Annotated in this window: 16 protein-coding genes; 3 read left to right on the forward strand and 13 right to left on the reverse strand. The window is 69.4% G+C overall.

Annotated elements, in window-relative coordinates; genetic code table 11:
• Positions 1-13: 13 nt before the first annotated feature.
• The 7 genes from J3E64_RS08140 to htpX all read right to left on the reverse strand — a co-directional run bounded on the left by J3E64_RS08140 (position 14) and on the right by htpX (position 6893).
• Positions 14-1192, reverse strand: a complete 1179-nt coding sequence (locus tag J3E64_RS08140) for a glycosyltransferase family 87 protein (RefSeq protein ID WP_253341894.1) — start codon at positions 1190-1192, stop codon at positions 14-16.
• 68 nt (positions 1193-1260) lie between these two features.
• Positions 1261-3009, reverse strand: coding sequence for a heparinase II/III family protein (locus J3E64_RS08145; protein ID WP_253342323.1), 1749 nt, complete (start codon positions 3007-3009; stop codon positions 1261-1263).
• Between the two features lie 14 nt (positions 3010-3023).
• A complete protein-coding gene (gene rpe / locus J3E64_RS08150) occupies positions 3024-3686 on the reverse strand; it encodes a ribulose-phosphate 3-epimerase (protein WP_253341896.1) in 663 nt (220 codons plus the stop codon).
• A gap of 58 nt (positions 3687-3744) precedes the next feature.
• Positions 3745-4236, reverse strand: coding sequence for a diguanylate cyclase (locus tag J3E64_RS08155; RefSeq protein WP_253342325.1), 492 nt, complete (start codon positions 4234-4236; stop codon positions 3745-3747).
• A 56-nt stretch (positions 4237-4292) separates the two neighbouring features.
• Positions 4293-5597, reverse strand: a complete 1305-nt coding sequence (locus J3E64_RS08160; RefSeq protein ID WP_253341898.1) for an RsmB/NOP family class I SAM-dependent RNA methyltransferase — start codon at positions 5595-5597, stop codon at positions 4293-4295.
• A gap of 31 nt (positions 5598-5628) precedes the next feature.
• Positions 5629-5949 (reverse strand): hypothetical protein, encoded by a 321-nt coding sequence (locus tag J3E64_RS08165; protein WP_253341900.1) that lies wholly within the window; start codon positions 5947-5949, stop codon positions 5629-5631.
• 8 nt (positions 5950-5957) lie between these two features.
• Entirely contained in the window at positions 5958-6893 is a 936-nt protein-coding gene (htpX, locus tag J3E64_RS08170) for a zinc metalloprotease HtpX (RefSeq protein WP_253341902.1), read from the reverse strand.
• Between the two features lie 91 nt (positions 6894-6984).
• On the opposite strand from htpX, the gene J3E64_RS08175 reads away from it, so the two are divergent.
• The 3 genes from J3E64_RS08175 (at position 6985) to J3E64_RS08185 (ending at position 8749) form a co-directional block, all read left to right on the forward strand.
• Positions 6985-7158 carry a DUF1674 domain-containing protein gene (locus tag J3E64_RS08175; RefSeq protein ID WP_253341904.1) on the forward strand — a complete coding sequence of 58 codons (174 nt, stop codon included), beginning with the start codon at positions 6985-6987 and terminating at the stop codon, positions 7156-7158.
• 160 nt (positions 7159-7318) lie between these two features.
• Complete coding sequence (locus J3E64_RS08180) at positions 7319-7780, forward strand: hypothetical protein (RefSeq protein WP_253342327.1); 462 nt, start codon at positions 7319-7321, stop codon at positions 7778-7780.
• A 90-nt stretch (positions 7781-7870) separates the two neighbouring features.
• Positions 7871-8749 (forward strand): UTP--glucose-1-phosphate uridylyltransferase, encoded by an 879-nt coding sequence (locus J3E64_RS08185; protein WP_253341906.1) that lies wholly within the window; start codon positions 7871-7873, stop codon positions 8747-8749.
• 28 nt (positions 8750-8777) lie between these two features.
• Here J3E64_RS08185 and J3E64_RS08190 read toward each other — a convergent pair whose 3' ends face one another.
• The 6 genes from J3E64_RS08190 to J3E64_RS08215 all read right to left on the reverse strand — a co-directional run bounded on the left by J3E64_RS08190 (position 8778) and on the right by J3E64_RS08215 (position 13903).
• Positions 8778-9521, reverse strand: a complete 744-nt coding sequence (locus J3E64_RS08190; protein WP_253341908.1) for an SDR family NAD(P)-dependent oxidoreductase — start codon at positions 9519-9521, stop codon at positions 8778-8780.
• Positions 9522-9546: 25 nt separating this feature from the next.
• Positions 9547-10113, reverse strand: coding sequence for a single-stranded DNA-binding protein (ssb, locus tag J3E64_RS08195; protein WP_301287184.1), 567 nt, complete (start codon positions 10111-10113; stop codon positions 9547-9549).
• A 26-nt stretch (positions 10114-10139) separates the two neighbouring features.
• Positions 10140-12008: a ferrous iron transporter B gene (locus J3E64_RS08200; RefSeq protein WP_253341910.1), complete on the reverse strand. Its 1869-nt coding sequence runs from the start codon at positions 12006-12008 to the stop codon at positions 10140-10142.
• A complete protein-coding gene (locus J3E64_RS08205) occupies positions 12005-12277 on the reverse strand; it encodes a FeoA family protein (RefSeq protein WP_253342331.1) in 273 nt (90 codons plus the stop codon). The genes J3E64_RS08200 and J3E64_RS08205 overlap by 4 nt, the downstream gene beginning before the upstream one ends.
• Before the next feature lie 78 nt (positions 12278-12355).
• Positions 12356-13012: a COQ9 family protein gene (locus tag J3E64_RS08210; RefSeq protein WP_253341912.1), complete on the reverse strand. Its 657-nt coding sequence runs from the start codon at positions 13010-13012 to the stop codon at positions 12356-12358.
• A 9-nt stretch (positions 13013-13021) separates the two neighbouring features.
• Positions 13022-13903 carry a DMT family transporter gene (locus J3E64_RS08215; RefSeq protein WP_253341914.1) on the reverse strand — a complete coding sequence of 294 codons (882 nt, stop codon included), beginning with the start codon at positions 13901-13903 and terminating at the stop codon, positions 13022-13024.
• Positions 13904-13925: the final 22 nt, after the last annotated feature.

The raw sequence follows: 13925 nt of genomic DNA on the forward strand, positions 1-13925 counted from the left end.
GGACGGCTTTGCGTCAGCCCCTTACGGCCCCGCGCGGCAAAAATACAGCCCCGAGCAGCATCGGCCAGAGCATCCCCGCCCCCAGCGCGATCCCGCTCGCCAGGGCGGCCGGTGCGGCCACCAGCGGGGTGAGCGTCGCCAGCGCGATCCGCCCGCGCAGGTCCGGACCGGCCGCCGGCCAAAGCCACAGCGCGGCAAGGCCGGCCATGACGCAATCATAGTCGCTGACATAGAGCGACCCGGCGAGCACACCCGTGGCAAGGGCCGCACAGGCGCGCGGGGTCGGGCCTTCCGAACGCCACAGCCGTGCCACCATGATGGCGACAGCGCCGCTGGCCAGCGCCTGCGCCGCATAGGCCCAGGCCACCGGCGCGCCCAGATGCCGCACCAGCACGAAAACGGACAGCATCCGGTGCCAGGTGCCGCTGCCCTGTTCCAGGATCACCTCCTTCAGCATCGCCCCCTGCCGCGCATAGGCAATCCACGCGTCCGGCCCGAACAGGGGCAGCGTCGCCGCCAGCAGCAGGGCGGCGGTCAGGACGAAGGCGGCGAGCGCGCGATATTGTCGCCCGGCCAGCAGCGCCAGCGGGATCAGCCAGCCCAATTGCGGCTTTGCCACGAACAACGCCAGTATGGCCCCCGCCAGCCGGGGGCGATCGCGCAGCAGGATCAGTCCCCAGCCCAGCATGGCGGCGGTCCAGCAGCCGTTCTGGCCGCCGAGGAAGTTGATCAGCACCGCCGGCAGGGCGGCCGCCGCAACCAGGCCGTGGCGGGGCGACAGCCGCCGCATCGCCAGCGCGAAGGCGGTCCACCCCGTCCCCTGCCAAAGCGCCCAGGCGAGCGGATAGGGCACCAGCCCCAGCGGTGCGCTGAGCAGCCACATGACCGGCGGATAGCTGTAATGATAGAGGTCGATCGGCGCGCCCGCGACCTGCGTTTCGAAGGCGTGGAACCGGGCCAGATCATAGATGATGTCGACCCGGCCCGTCGCGGCCAGCCGCGCGCCCGACCAGAAATTGATGAAATCCTCCCCGAAAGGGTGGCCCATGCCATCGGTCATCCCGCAGGAAAGCTGTCGCCCCAGGTACAGCAGGGCCAGAATGCCCGCGACGATGCACCAGAGGCGCGCGATGCGCCGCAGCCGCGCGGGATCGATCGATCCCAGACTGCGCCATGATGCCGACAAGATCATGGCCCGGCGCTAGCCGATAATGGTGAATATAGGGTGAGGGATAATCGACCGGGGCGGCACCCGGCCGCCTAGCCCATCCGCTTGAAGATCCAGCCGATGCTGGAGCCGCCGGGCAGCGCCTCTGCGGTGACGACAAGCTGCCGGGTGGGATGCGGGCGGCCGTCGGGGTCGACCCAAAGGCTGTCCTCGACGCCGAGCACGCCGGTGCCGGTGCGGAACTGCCACAGCGCGCCGAGGTCGATGCGCAGCAATGCCCCCTGATTGTCGGCGGTCAGCGTGGGTTCGACCCCGGGTGCCAGATGAAACCGCACCTGGACCGGCTTCCTGCCCGGCTTGCGGCGGCGCTCGGCGGGGGTCAGCATGTCCTCCCCGCGAATTTCCCTGCCGTCGCCGCTCACCAGCAGCAGGCGGCGATGAACATAGCCCATGCGGCGGACATAGCCGTCATGGCTGAGTTCCAGCCGGCTGCCATTTTCCAGCTCCTGCCGGTTGAGCTCGACCTCCGTCACGCCGCGCCCCAGCGTGCCGTCCGGCAGCAGCGCGGTGGAATTGCAGTCGTCGAGCACCAGCGTGCTGTGCGCCGCCGTTGTGCGCAGTCCCTGCGCCAGATCCCCGGAAATCCAGGCGCCCTCCAGCGCCGCGCCGCCGCAATTGACGACCATCCGGTGCGCGCCGTCGCTGATTTCCAGCGCGCCGGTGGAGGCGCAGCCCGCCGCCGCCAGCCGCGCGACGGGCGGCGGCGCGGCGTCGACCTGAACCACGGTCGGGCCGGCCGCTATCCGCTGATACCCCCAGTCGCGCGCCTGCCGCAGCGGACGGGTCCGCACCCGGCTGGCCCGCACCACCGCATCGACCATCTGCGGTGCGATGGCGGCGGCGCCCTGCCAGCTGCCAAGGCCGCCGTCGCCGTGGACGAGGCCCAGCAGCGCGGCAACCGCGCGGCCCATGCATTCGTCCAGGAAAGCGGGCGCGGCCTGACGGCGGACGTCATAGACCGCCGCCAGCATGGCGAGTGCCATCACCGATTCCAGCTGCGCGAGCGGCGATCGCGACACGATACCACCGTCTGGATGGAAGCCGCTGTCGATCGCGCGCCGAAGCCCCGCCTCGCCGAACGCCCGGCGCGAGTCCCCGCCGGGGATCAACAGCCCGGCCGCGATGATGCCGCACCAGCCCACGATGCGCGACAGGCCCATCGGCGCCTTGTCCGCGCCCCGGTCGAGATGACGGGCGGTCCGGGCGATGCAGTTGAGCACCAGCGAACGATAGACAAGATCGCTGGACGACAGGATCAGCGGCGCGTGCGCGGTCCAGAACAGCAGGCGCCAGCCCGCATTGTCGACCCGCCACGCCGGTTCGCTGGGGGTTTCGGCATGGACCGCCAGCCATTTGCGCATGACCGCTTCGGCGATCGGCGCCGCCTGATCGCGCGGCGCCGCGCCGGCCAGATCGCGCAGCCAGCGAAATTCGTGCAGATGGTCGGCAAAGGCGGGCGCGACGTCCAGCCGGGCGAAATCCAGCGTGTCGAGCGCCTGTTTCTGCCCGCGAAACAGCATGTAGCCCGCGCGCATCGCCGCGCCCGCGCGGCCGTCGCCGGGAATGGCGTCGTCCGGCACGGCGAGCAGTTTGAGCGGATATTTGCCGCGCAGCTTGCGCCCGTGAATCGGCGTTTTCCAGCTGAGCAGATAGAAATGATGCGCGATCTTCTGCGTCAGCGACAAGCCCTTGTCATCCGCGACACGGATGAGCCGCTTGCCCTGTTCAATCCCGTCGCCTTCCACCTGCGCGGCGGGTTCGGCGGCCGGGCGGGCCGGGATGCGCCGATGCTCCGTCACCCGCCCCGCAGCGCCCGGATATTGTCGGCGTAGGCGGACGGCCCGCCGCGGAAGGTCGCCGTACCCGCCACCAGCACGTCGGCGCCCGCCGCGATGGCCCGGGGGGCGGTCGTCATATCGATGCCGCCGTCCACCTGAAGATGGATGTCCCGCCCCACCTTGTCGATCATCTTGCGGATCGCCTCGATCTTGCGAAGCTGGTTTTCAATGAAGCTCTGGCCGCCGAAGCCGGGATTGACGCTCATCACCAGGACCAGGTCGACGTCGTCGATCAGATAGTCGAGCATCTTGGCCGGCGTGCCGGGATTGAGCACCACGCCCGCCCGCACGCCCAGCGATTTGATATGCTGGACGGTGCGGTGGATATGCGGTCCCGCTTCGGGATGGACGGTGATGATGTCCGCGCCGGCCGCCGCGAAGGCATCGAGATACTGGTCCACCGGCGAGATCATCAGATGGACGTCGAACGGCTTTTTCGTGTGCGGGCGCAATGCCTTGACCACGGCGGGGCCGATCGTGATGTTGGGCACGAAATGGCCGTCCATCACATCGATGTGAATCCAGTCGCATCCCGCTTCGTCGATGGCGCGAACCTCCTCACCCAGGCGGGCGAAGTCGGCGGAGAGGATGGAGGGCGAAATGAGTGTGGAACGGGTCATTGACCGTTCGCCTTAACCACCCCCGCGCCGCAGGGCAACGGCGATTCGCGCGCCGCGTTCAGAGCATGACGAAGATTGTCGGGTCGAGCCGGCGGGAAGGCGGCGTACCGGGCAGCAGCAATTGCTTGACCCCTTGCAGCGCCACCACCTGGCCGGCGCGATCGAGCACCGGGGCGCAGATCAGCCGCATGGCACAGCGGCCGTCGCCATCCATCCGGTCAATGTCCACATCCAGCGTGAAGCCGCGCTTGTGCCGGATGGCATAAGCGCGCAGTCGTTCCATCGGCGCCCGCGATTCCGGCGCGTAGAGCGAAACGGCGAGATCGCGCGATACCGCGGCGTCGCGATCCAGCCCGAAAATATCGTAGACGCCGGCGGTCCATTGCAGGGCATTGTCGGCGAGCGTGCAATGCCACAGGCCCAGTCCCCGTTCGGCAAGCGCCGCGTCGTTGCGGGCCAGCGACGTATCCAGCGCGACCGGCGCAAGATGATCGCTCAGGTCGCAGAGCGGCCAGCTATGATTCAGCGGCAGGGGTTCGACCGGGCGCACCACATATCCTCGCCAGAAAAATTCCGGCATCGTTGTAGGAGCGTCATGGTTAAGGCTTAGTTGGCGTGCCTGACAAGCGTCGCGATAAAAAAGCCGTCGATGCCGCCCCGGTCCGCCAGCATGTCGGGCTGGCTGCGCAACCAGCCGCGGGCATCGGGCGCGAAGCCGGCCGGCAGCACCGCCGGGTCGGCGGGAACCAGAGTGAAATCGGGGCGTGCCGACAGAAAGGCCGCGACCTGATCCTCCCCCTCCGCCCGTTCCAGCGAACAGGTGGCGTAGACGATGCGGCCGCCCGGGCTCAGCCAGTCCGCCGCCCGCGCCAGCAGCAATGCCTGCAAGTCCGCCAGCTCCGCGATCTGGCGCGGACCGATGCGGTGCAGCACGTCGGGATGGCGGCGATAGATGCCGGTCGCCGAACAGGGCGCGTCGAGCAGGATCGCGTCGACCGGCGCATCGGGTTGCCATTGGCGCAGGTCGGCCTGCACCACGCGCGCATCGAGGCCGGTGCGCGCGAGATTCTGGCTCAGCCGCTCCAGCCTCTTCTTCGACTGGTCGACCGCCGTCACCCGCCATCCGGCGGCGGCGAGCTGCATCGTCTTTCCGCCCGGCGCGGCGCACAGGTCGAGCACGGCGCGCGCCTGTCCCGGCCCCAACAGGCGCGCCGCGCAGGAGGCGGCGATGTCCTGCACCCACCAGGCGCCATCGGCAAAGCCGGGCAGGTCCGGAACGGCAGCGCCGCCCTGATCGGGACCGGTCGGCAGGCGGACATGACCCGGCGCGAAGGACTGGCCCCCGAGCGCCCCTGCCCAATGCCCGGTTTCGTCCACCGCGCGCAGGCTGATGTCGACGGGCGGGCGCGCGGCGAAGGCGGCGGCCGCGGCCTGCACCATCGCTTCGCCCCATTGCCCCGCCCAGCGGTCCGCCACATCGGCCGGAAGCGTCGGCGGATCGGGCAGCACGGGCGCCGCGCGCGTCACCGTGCCGAACACGCCATGGACCAGCTTGCGCGGGCCACCGTCCACCAGCGGCAGGGCGGTGGCGATCGCCGCGTGGGCGGGCGTGCCCATGCGCAGGGCCTGCGCCAGCGCGAGGCGCAGCACCATCCGCGCCTTGGCATCGTCGGGCAGGCGCTGCCGTGTCGCGCCGTCGATCAGCGCATCGAGATCGGGCAGGTGACGCAGCACTTCCGCCACGATCGCGTGGACCAGCGCGCGATCGGCCGTAGGCAGGCCCTGCCCCGCGCCGTGCAACGCCAGTTCGAGCGGTTCGCCCCGGCGCAAGACCGCATCCAGCAGCCGGAGCGCCGCCCTGCGCGCGGGAAGGCCGGGGGGATCGTCGGGACGGGGTGCAGGTCGGGCCATGGCAGGCCCCTACGCGCTTTGCGGCGCGCGGTCATCCGTAAAGGAGGAGGAGGCTGCCCCCGACACCGATGGCCAGGAAGGCGGCCGTCCAGACCAGGATGCCGACCCACAGGGCCAGCCAGTCGGACCGGCGCGGGCGCGCCGCCATGCCGCGCGGCACCGTGCGCAGCGACGATGCGACGCGCACGCGTCCCAAAGTGCCGACGGCAATGGTCCGTCGCCCGACGCCGTGGAAGAACCGGGCCGTATGGCGCGAAAATATATGGTCGACGGTGACGTCGACGACATAGCCACCGGCATGGCGGAGGACGGCACCCGCGACATCGATCACGACCTCCCCCAGTTCGTCCATCGCGCGCGTCAGCGCCGGTTCGGATCGAGCGCGCTGCGGCGGGGCCGGTCGGGCGCGGCGACCGGCGCGAGCGCGGAGATGCGCGCAGACGCCGGCGGCAGGACCGGCGCGCCCATGCCGACGGCGATGTCCTCCAGCGCGGCGATGCGCTTTTCCGTGGCCGGGTGGGTGGAGAAGAGTTCGCTGACGTGCGTCGGCACGATATATAGCTGCGCGGCGGCGGGATTGCGTTGCGCCACAGGGTTGGGGACGTGCAGCGCCCGGCCTGAAATCTTCGCCAGCGCGCTGGCCAGCGCGCGCGGATTGCCGCTGATTTCGGCACCGGCGCGATCGGCGCCATATTCGCGGGTGCGACTGATCGCCATCTGGACGATCATCGCGGCGAACGGCGCGACGATGACCGCGAGCAGGGTCGCGACGATGTTGCCATGGCCGTTGTCGCCATGGCCGCCGCGGAAGAAGAGGCCGAAATTGGCCAGCATCGACACCGCGCCCGCGATGGTCGCGACCATCGTCATGATCAGCGTGTCGCGATTCTTCACATGGCCCAGTTCGTGCGCCATCACGCCCGCCACCTCGTCCCGGCTGAGCATCGCCAGCAGGCCGGTGGTCGCGGCGACCGCCGCATGGTCGGGATCACGCCCCGTGGCGAAGGCATTGGGCGCATCCTGGTCGATCAGATAGACGCGCGGCATCGGCAGGCCGGCGCGCTGGGACAGGTCCTGCACCAGCCGGTGGAATTCCGGCGCGCTGCGGGCGTCGACCTGTCGCGCATTGTGCATGGACAGCACGATCCGGTCGGCGTTCCAGAAGGTGAAGAGGTTCATGCCCGCCGCCACCAGCAGCGCGACGATGGCACCGCCGCCGCCGCCCAGCGTATAGCCCAGCGCCATGAACAGCGCCGTCAGCGCCGCCAGCAGCATGGTCGTCTTGATCCCGTTCACTTGCGTTTCGCTCCTTCGCCGCCCAGATAGCGGACAGGCTATGAATATGGGGTGGCGCAGCGCGCCCCGCAATCGAAAGGCGACACGGCCCATGGGAACGTACAACGGCAAGCGGCCCGCGCATGTGAAACCGCCCGCGCACCTGTCCAAGAGCCCGCCGGTGCCCCGGCCCGACCCGGTCGACCGGCCGTCCCGCCATGACGAGGAGCTGAGTCCCGTCCGCTATGGCGACTGGGAGCGCAAGGGCATCGCGATCGACTTCTGACGCCGGACGCCCGCCGGCGCGCGATCACCGCTCGCCGCCCTTTTTGCACGACTGCCGCCGGTCCGTGCCCGCATTGCGGGGAGAAGGCGGTCGCGGCTATGGCCTCGCGCCCGCTTAACCATGCAAGGTTCCGGAAAGAAGGAGCTTTCGGGGCGTGGGCATACATCTGGTATCTGACATAAATGTAAAACCGGTTTCGGGATATGCGCCGGAGGACGCGGCGCTGCTCTGTTCCGTCGGGCGGCTGATCTGCGCCTGGACCATGCTGGAACAGAGCCTGGAGGCCAAGATCAGCCTGTTGCGCGAGGCCATGGGCGACGTGCGCACCGTAGGCGCGCGCACCAGGCCCAGCATGACCAAGCTGATGACCGAATTGCGCACCATGGTCGCCATGCGCGACCGCCGCAACGCGAGCGCCCTGACCGAAATTTCCGGCATCGAGCGCGACATGCAGCGGATCGACCGGTTTCGCGCGCTGATCATCCAGGGCTTTCAGCAGCCCGAGCCCGGCGGTTTCGCCTGCCGCGACACGCGCAACAACCGGATTCATGTCTCGCTGGACCAGCTGGACGGAGAAATCGCCGCGCTGGAGGGGGTCGCGCAGAGACTATTGGCCGTTTGAGGCATTATTGCTCCCGCCGACGCTTGACCTTTGCGGTCGGCGCCGCGATTTCAGACGCGAGTTTCCGCGCCGCAGCGAGAATGGAGCAGCATGTCCCACAAGCCGATTCGCAAAGCCATTTTCCCGGTTGCCGGCCTTGGCACCCGATTCCTGCCTGCCACCAAGGCGGTGCCCAAGGAATTGCTGCCGGTGGTCGACCGACCGTTGATCCAATATGCGGTCGACGAGGCGCGCGAGGCAGGGATCGAGCAGATGATCTTCGTCACGGGGCGCGGCAAGGGCGCGATCGAGGATTATTTCGACATCGCCTTCGAGACCGAGATCACGCAGCGCGAGCGCGGCAAGGACCTGTCCGCCCTGGACGGCACGAGGCTGATGCCGGGCAATGCGGTGTTCCTGCGGCAGCAGGAGCCGCTGGGGCTGGGCCACGCCATCTGGGTGGCGCGCGACATCATCGGCGACGAGCCCTTCGCCATCCTGCTGCCCGACGAGTTCATGAAGGGCGGGCCGGGCCGGGGCTGCATGAAACAGATGGTCGAGGCCTATGAGCAGGTTGGCGGCAACCTGGTGTGCGCGCTGGAAATCCCGATGGCCGACACGCCCAGCTATGGCGTCATCGATCCCGGCGCACGCGACGGCGTGCTGACGGAGGTGAAGGGCCTGGTCGAAAAGCCCAAGCTGGGCACCGCGCCGTCCAACCTGATCGTGCCGGGGCGCTACATCCTGCAACCCGAGGTGATGACCATCCTGCAAACGCAGGACAAGGGCGCGGGCGGCGAGATCCAGCTGACCGACGCCATGGCGGCGCTGATCGGCACGCAGCCCTTCCATGGCGTGACGTTCGACGGGCGCCGGTTCGATTGCGGGTCCAAGGCGGGCTATATCGAGGCCAACCTTGCGATCGCGCTGGAGCGCGAGGACCTGGGCGACCATATCCGCCGGTTCGCCACCGCCGAACTGGCGCAATAGGCGCTACGGCGCCGCGTCCGGCGGCGAACTACAGACCCGACACCATATGGCCGCCGTCGACCACGATGTCGGCGCCGGTCATGTAGCGCCCCGCGTCGGAAGCCAGCAGCAGCAGCGGCCCGTCCAGATCCTGCGCCATGCCGACGCGCCCCTGCGGAATGCGCGCGATCATCGCCTGACCCGCGCGGCTGGCCAGGAAACCGCGGTTCAGATCGGTTTCGACATAGCCGGGGCACAGCGCGTTGACGCGGATGCCGTGGGGCGCCCATTCCAGCGCCAGCGCACGGGTCAGCTGGACCACCCCCGCCTTGGCCGCCGCATAGGCCGCCACGTAGGAAGTCACGCGCAGGCCCAGGATCGACGCGATGTTGACGATGCTGCCGCCGCGCCCGCCGGCGACCATTGCGCCGGCCGCCGCCTGCGCCACCCGGAACACGCCCGACAGATCGGTGTCGATGACCCGGGTCCAGTCGTCTTCCGCAACGTCGATCGTGGGTCCGCCATGCACGATGCCGGCATTGTTGACGACAATGTCATAGGCCGACCCCGCGAATGCCGCCGCGATCGTGGCGGGATCGCGCACGTCAAGCCGGACAGTGTCGGCCCGGCCGCCCTGCGCGACGATCTCCGCCGCCGCTTCGTCCAGCGCATCCGTGCGCCGCGCCGCCAGCGTGACGGCAACCCCGTGCTGCGCGAGGAGCGCGGCGAAGTGCCGACCAAGCCCGGAGGATGCGCCGGTGACCAGCGCGCGCCTGCCATCGAGGTCCTGCATGGTCAAAGCCATCGCTCAGCGGACGTCAGAACGGCACTTCGTCGTCCAGGTCATTGTCGAAATTGGGCCCGCCCGCGCCGCCGCCGCGCGATCCGCCGCCCTGCGACCGGCCACCGCTGAAGCCGCCACCGCCCTGGCCGCCGCCGAAATCGTCATAGTCGCCGCCGCCAAAGCCGCTCGATCCGCCACTCCAGTCGCTGACGCCCTGCGACCGGCCGCCGCCCTGGCCGCCGCCGCCCGGTGCGCCGTCGAGCATGGTCAGCACCGCGCCGGGCCCCTGCAACACCACTTCGGTCGTGTAGCGGTCATTGCCCGACTGGTCCTGCCACTTGCGGGTGCGCAACTGCCCCTCGACATAGACCTTGCTGCCCTTGCGCAGATAGCGCTCGGCAACGCCCGCCAGCCCCTCGGAAAAGATCGCGACGCTGTGCCATTCGGTGCGCTCCTTGCGCTCGCCCGAATTGCGGTCCTTCCACGTCTCGGAGGTCGCGATGCGGATGTTGCACACCTTGCCGCCATTCTGGAAGCTCTTGACCTCCGGGTCGGCGCCCAGATTGCCGACCAGAATGACCTTGTTCACCGAGCCTGCCATGATTCCTCCGATAAATTGATCGGCCCTTATAGTCCCGCTGCGGTCGCGGTCCAGTAAGTTAGCCCGGCCGCGGCATAGGCAAGGACGAACAGATAGCCGACCATGAACAGCGGCCACTTCCAGCCGTTGGTCTCACGCCGGGTGACGGCGATGGTGGAGATGCACTGCGGCGCGAACACGAACCAGGCGAGGAAGGCCAGCGCCGTCGCCAGCGACCAGCGGCCCTGCAGCCGGTCGCCCAGTTGCTGGCTGACGGCATCCTCATCGTCGCCCGCGTCGATCGCATAGACCGTGGCGATCGCCGACACGGCGACTTCGCGCGCGGCCATGGTGGGCAGCAGCGCCAGCGAAATGTCGCGATTGAAGCCGATCGGCGCCACCAGCACATGGATGCCGGACGCGATCCGGCCGGCGATGCTATATTCCACCTGGCTGCGGCCTTCGGGCGCCTGCGGGAAGCTGGCAAGCACCCACAGCACGATGTTGGTGGCGAGGATGATGGTCCCCGCGCGCTTCAGGAAGATCACCGCGCGCTGCCACAGGCCGATCAGGATGTCCTGCGGCCGGGGCCACTGATATTTCGGCATTTCCATCAGGAATCCGCCGCTCTGCCCCCTGGTGACGGTCAGGCGCAGCGCCCAGGCCGCCAGCATCGCGCCGACGATGCCGCTGACATAGAGAGCGAACAGCACCAGCCCCTGCAGCCCGATGCCCCAGCCCCCCCCAAACTCATAAACATCCCGCGCCGGGATGAAGGCGGCGATGATCAGGCCATAGACCGGCAGCCGTGCGGAGCAGGTCATCAGCGGCGCGATCAGGATCGTGGTCAGCCGGTCCTTGGGGTCCGCGATGGTCCGCGTCGCCATGATCCCCGGCACCGCGCAGGCAAAGGAGGAGAGCAGCGGGATGAACGCCCGGCCCGACAGGCCCACCCGCGCCATCAGCGCGTCCATCAGGAAGGCGGCGCGCGCCATATAGCCGGTCGCCTCCAGCATCAGGATGAAGAAGAACAGGATCAGGATCTGCGGCAGGAAGACGATCACCGCGCCGACCCCGCCGACCACGCCCTGCAACAGGAAATCATGGACCAGTCCCGGCGGCAGGGTCGCCGTCACCGCCTCGCCCAGCGCCGTCACCCAGCCTTCCAGAAGGTCGGCGGGCGCCGTGGCCCAGCTGAACACCGCCTGGAACATCACGAACAGCAGCGCCAGCAGGATCAGGAAGCCGGCCACCGGATGCAGCAGCACCCGGTCCACCGCCGACGTCAGCCGGCGGGACGGCGTTTCCCGCACGATGGCCGCACGCGCGACCCGGCGCGCCTCCAGCCGCAGCGCATCGAAATCCCGGTCGGGCGCCGAAGGACGGATCATGCCGCCCGCGCCGTCCATCGCCTGTTGCAGCGCGTCGCGCAGATGGTCGAGCCCGCGCCGCCGCACCGCGACCGTCGGGATCACCGGCACGCCCAGTTCGCGCGAGAGCACCGCCGCGTCCAGTTCCAGCCCGTCGCGCGTGGCGAGATCCACCATGTTGAGCGCGACCACCGTGGGCAGGCCCAACGCGATGAGTTCGAGCGCGAACCGCAGATGATTATCGAGGTTCGACGCGTCGACGACGACGACCAGCGCATCGGGCAGCTTTTCCCCCGCCTGCCGGCCCAGCACCACGTCGCGCGTCACCTGTTCGTCCGGGCTGCCGGGGCTGAGGCTGTAGGTGCCGGGCAGATCGACCAGTTCGACCGGCCGCCCGTCCGCCAACGACAGGCGGCCCGCCTTTCGCTCCACCGTGACGCCCGGATAATTGCCCAGTTTCTGCCGCGCGCCGGTCAGCGCGTTGAACAGCGCGCTCTTGCCCGCATTGGGATTGCCCACCAGCGCGACCAGCGGAAATCCGCTCATGCGGCCACGTCCTGCTCGCCGGTGCGGACTTCGCCGGTGCGGACTTCGATGGCGGCGGCATGGGCGCGTCGCATGGCGATGGTCATGCGCCCGACCTTGCAGGCGATCGGCCCCCGCCCCCACAGGCCGCCATGATGCAGCGCCTCTACGCTGGCGCCTTCGCACATGCCGAATTCGCGCAGCCGCTGGCCCTCCGCCGGAGACAGGGCGGACCAGTCAATCATGTCGACATAGGCGGGCTGGCGCAGGGGCAGGTCGGTCAGGCGCAACGATATTCCACTCACAGGCTGTCTGCTGCGAGTGACTATCAATATTGATTGGGGATGGCCAGTGGATTCCGTGCCGGTTCACACCGCCGGATAGCGCAACCGCCCGATGAAGCGCGACAGGCTGAGCCGCTCTCCACCGCCCGCATTGCGCACGCCGGCCTTGAACTTTTCGAACCGCATGACGCCTTCTATCCGTCGGGCCAGGAAGGCGCGGCTGTCCGCCTGTCCGGCGCTTTCGTCGTCCAGAAAGACCAGCAGGGTCGCGGCATAGACCGCGCTGAGCGTCGCGCGCTTGCTGTAATGGGCAAAGCTGGTGGCGCTATCGCCGGCGGCACGCCACATGGTGTCGGCCGCGCGCCAGCCCAGCGCGGCGGCGCGACGCGCATTGACCGGCATGGCCAGCACCGCCAGCGCGCGGCGCAGCGCCTCCCGCTCCGGCGCCAGCAGGTCCAGCCGCGCCTCGACCAGTGCCAGGATGCGGCGGCGAACCGACAGGCCGTCCAGCATCGCGGCCGGGACGGCGTTCAGCATCGCCGTGTCGATGGCGGCGAACCAGGCGTCGATCATGCCCATCGCCCCGTCGGCGAAGGCCAGCCGGGCGATGTCGGGATCGATGCCCCGTTCCCGCGCCGCCATGTCCACAGCCTGCGGACGCCAGCCGTCGAACGCGGCGTGGCGCGGCAACAGCGGCGCCAGCGTCGCGCGCAGTTCGTCCAGAGTGAGATCCTCGGTCATGCCGACAGTCTAGGCACGCGCGGGCAGGCGCACAAGCACCAGCGCGACCGCGACCGCGATCGTGCCGGCAAGGTCGGTCGCGGTCAGCCATTCACCGAACAGCAGCCAGCCCAGCAAGGCGCCCATGGCCGGTTGCAACAGCAGGCTGAGGCCCAGCACCAGCGGCGAGAAATAGCCCATCGCATAGGTCAACAAACCCTGCCCTACCAGTTGGCTGGAAAGGGCGAGGGCGACGACGGGCGTCCAGTCGCCCGGCATCACCGTTTCGCCCAGGGCCCATGCACACAGCAGCAGGGCGGGGGCACCCGCCATGCTGGACACGGCGAGCACCGACCAGCTTTCCAGCCGCCGCCGCGCGCCCTGCACGATCAGCAGATAGGCGGTATAGAATGTCCCCGCGAGCAGGCACAGAAGATCGCCGTGCAGATAGGCGGCCGACAATTCGTAGCTGCCGCCCATCAGCGCCGCGGCGCCCAGCGCCGCCAGCACCAATGCCGCCGCCTGCGGCCGGGCCGGCCGCTGGCGCAGCACCAGCAGGGCCCAGAGCGGCAGCAGCAGCGCGCTCATGTTGGCAAACAGCGTCGCATTGGCGATCTTCGTATCCAATATGCCCAGATGCCATGCCGCCAGATCGCCCGCGAACAGCAGGCCCGCCGTCAGCATCGCCGCCCATTCCGCCGGTCGCGGCGGCAGGCGGCGCAGGCCCGACCAAGCCAGCGCGGCCAGAACCGGCAAAGCCAGCGCGAGTCGCCAGAAGGCGGCGGACACCGGCCCGACATCCGCCAGGCGCACGAAGGTCGGGCCGAGCGCGAGAAAGACATTGGCCAGCACGAGCGCCGGAAAGGCGAAGCGCGGCGCATCTGTTCGCATGGCGGGGCTTGAAGTCGGCATCGCGGCTCCCTAGCTGGCTTTC

It is taken from the genome of Sphingobium sp. OAS761 (genome assembly GCF_024168485.1).
Taxonomy (GTDB): Bacteria; Pseudomonadota; Alphaproteobacteria; order Sphingomonadales; family Sphingomonadaceae; genus Sphingobium.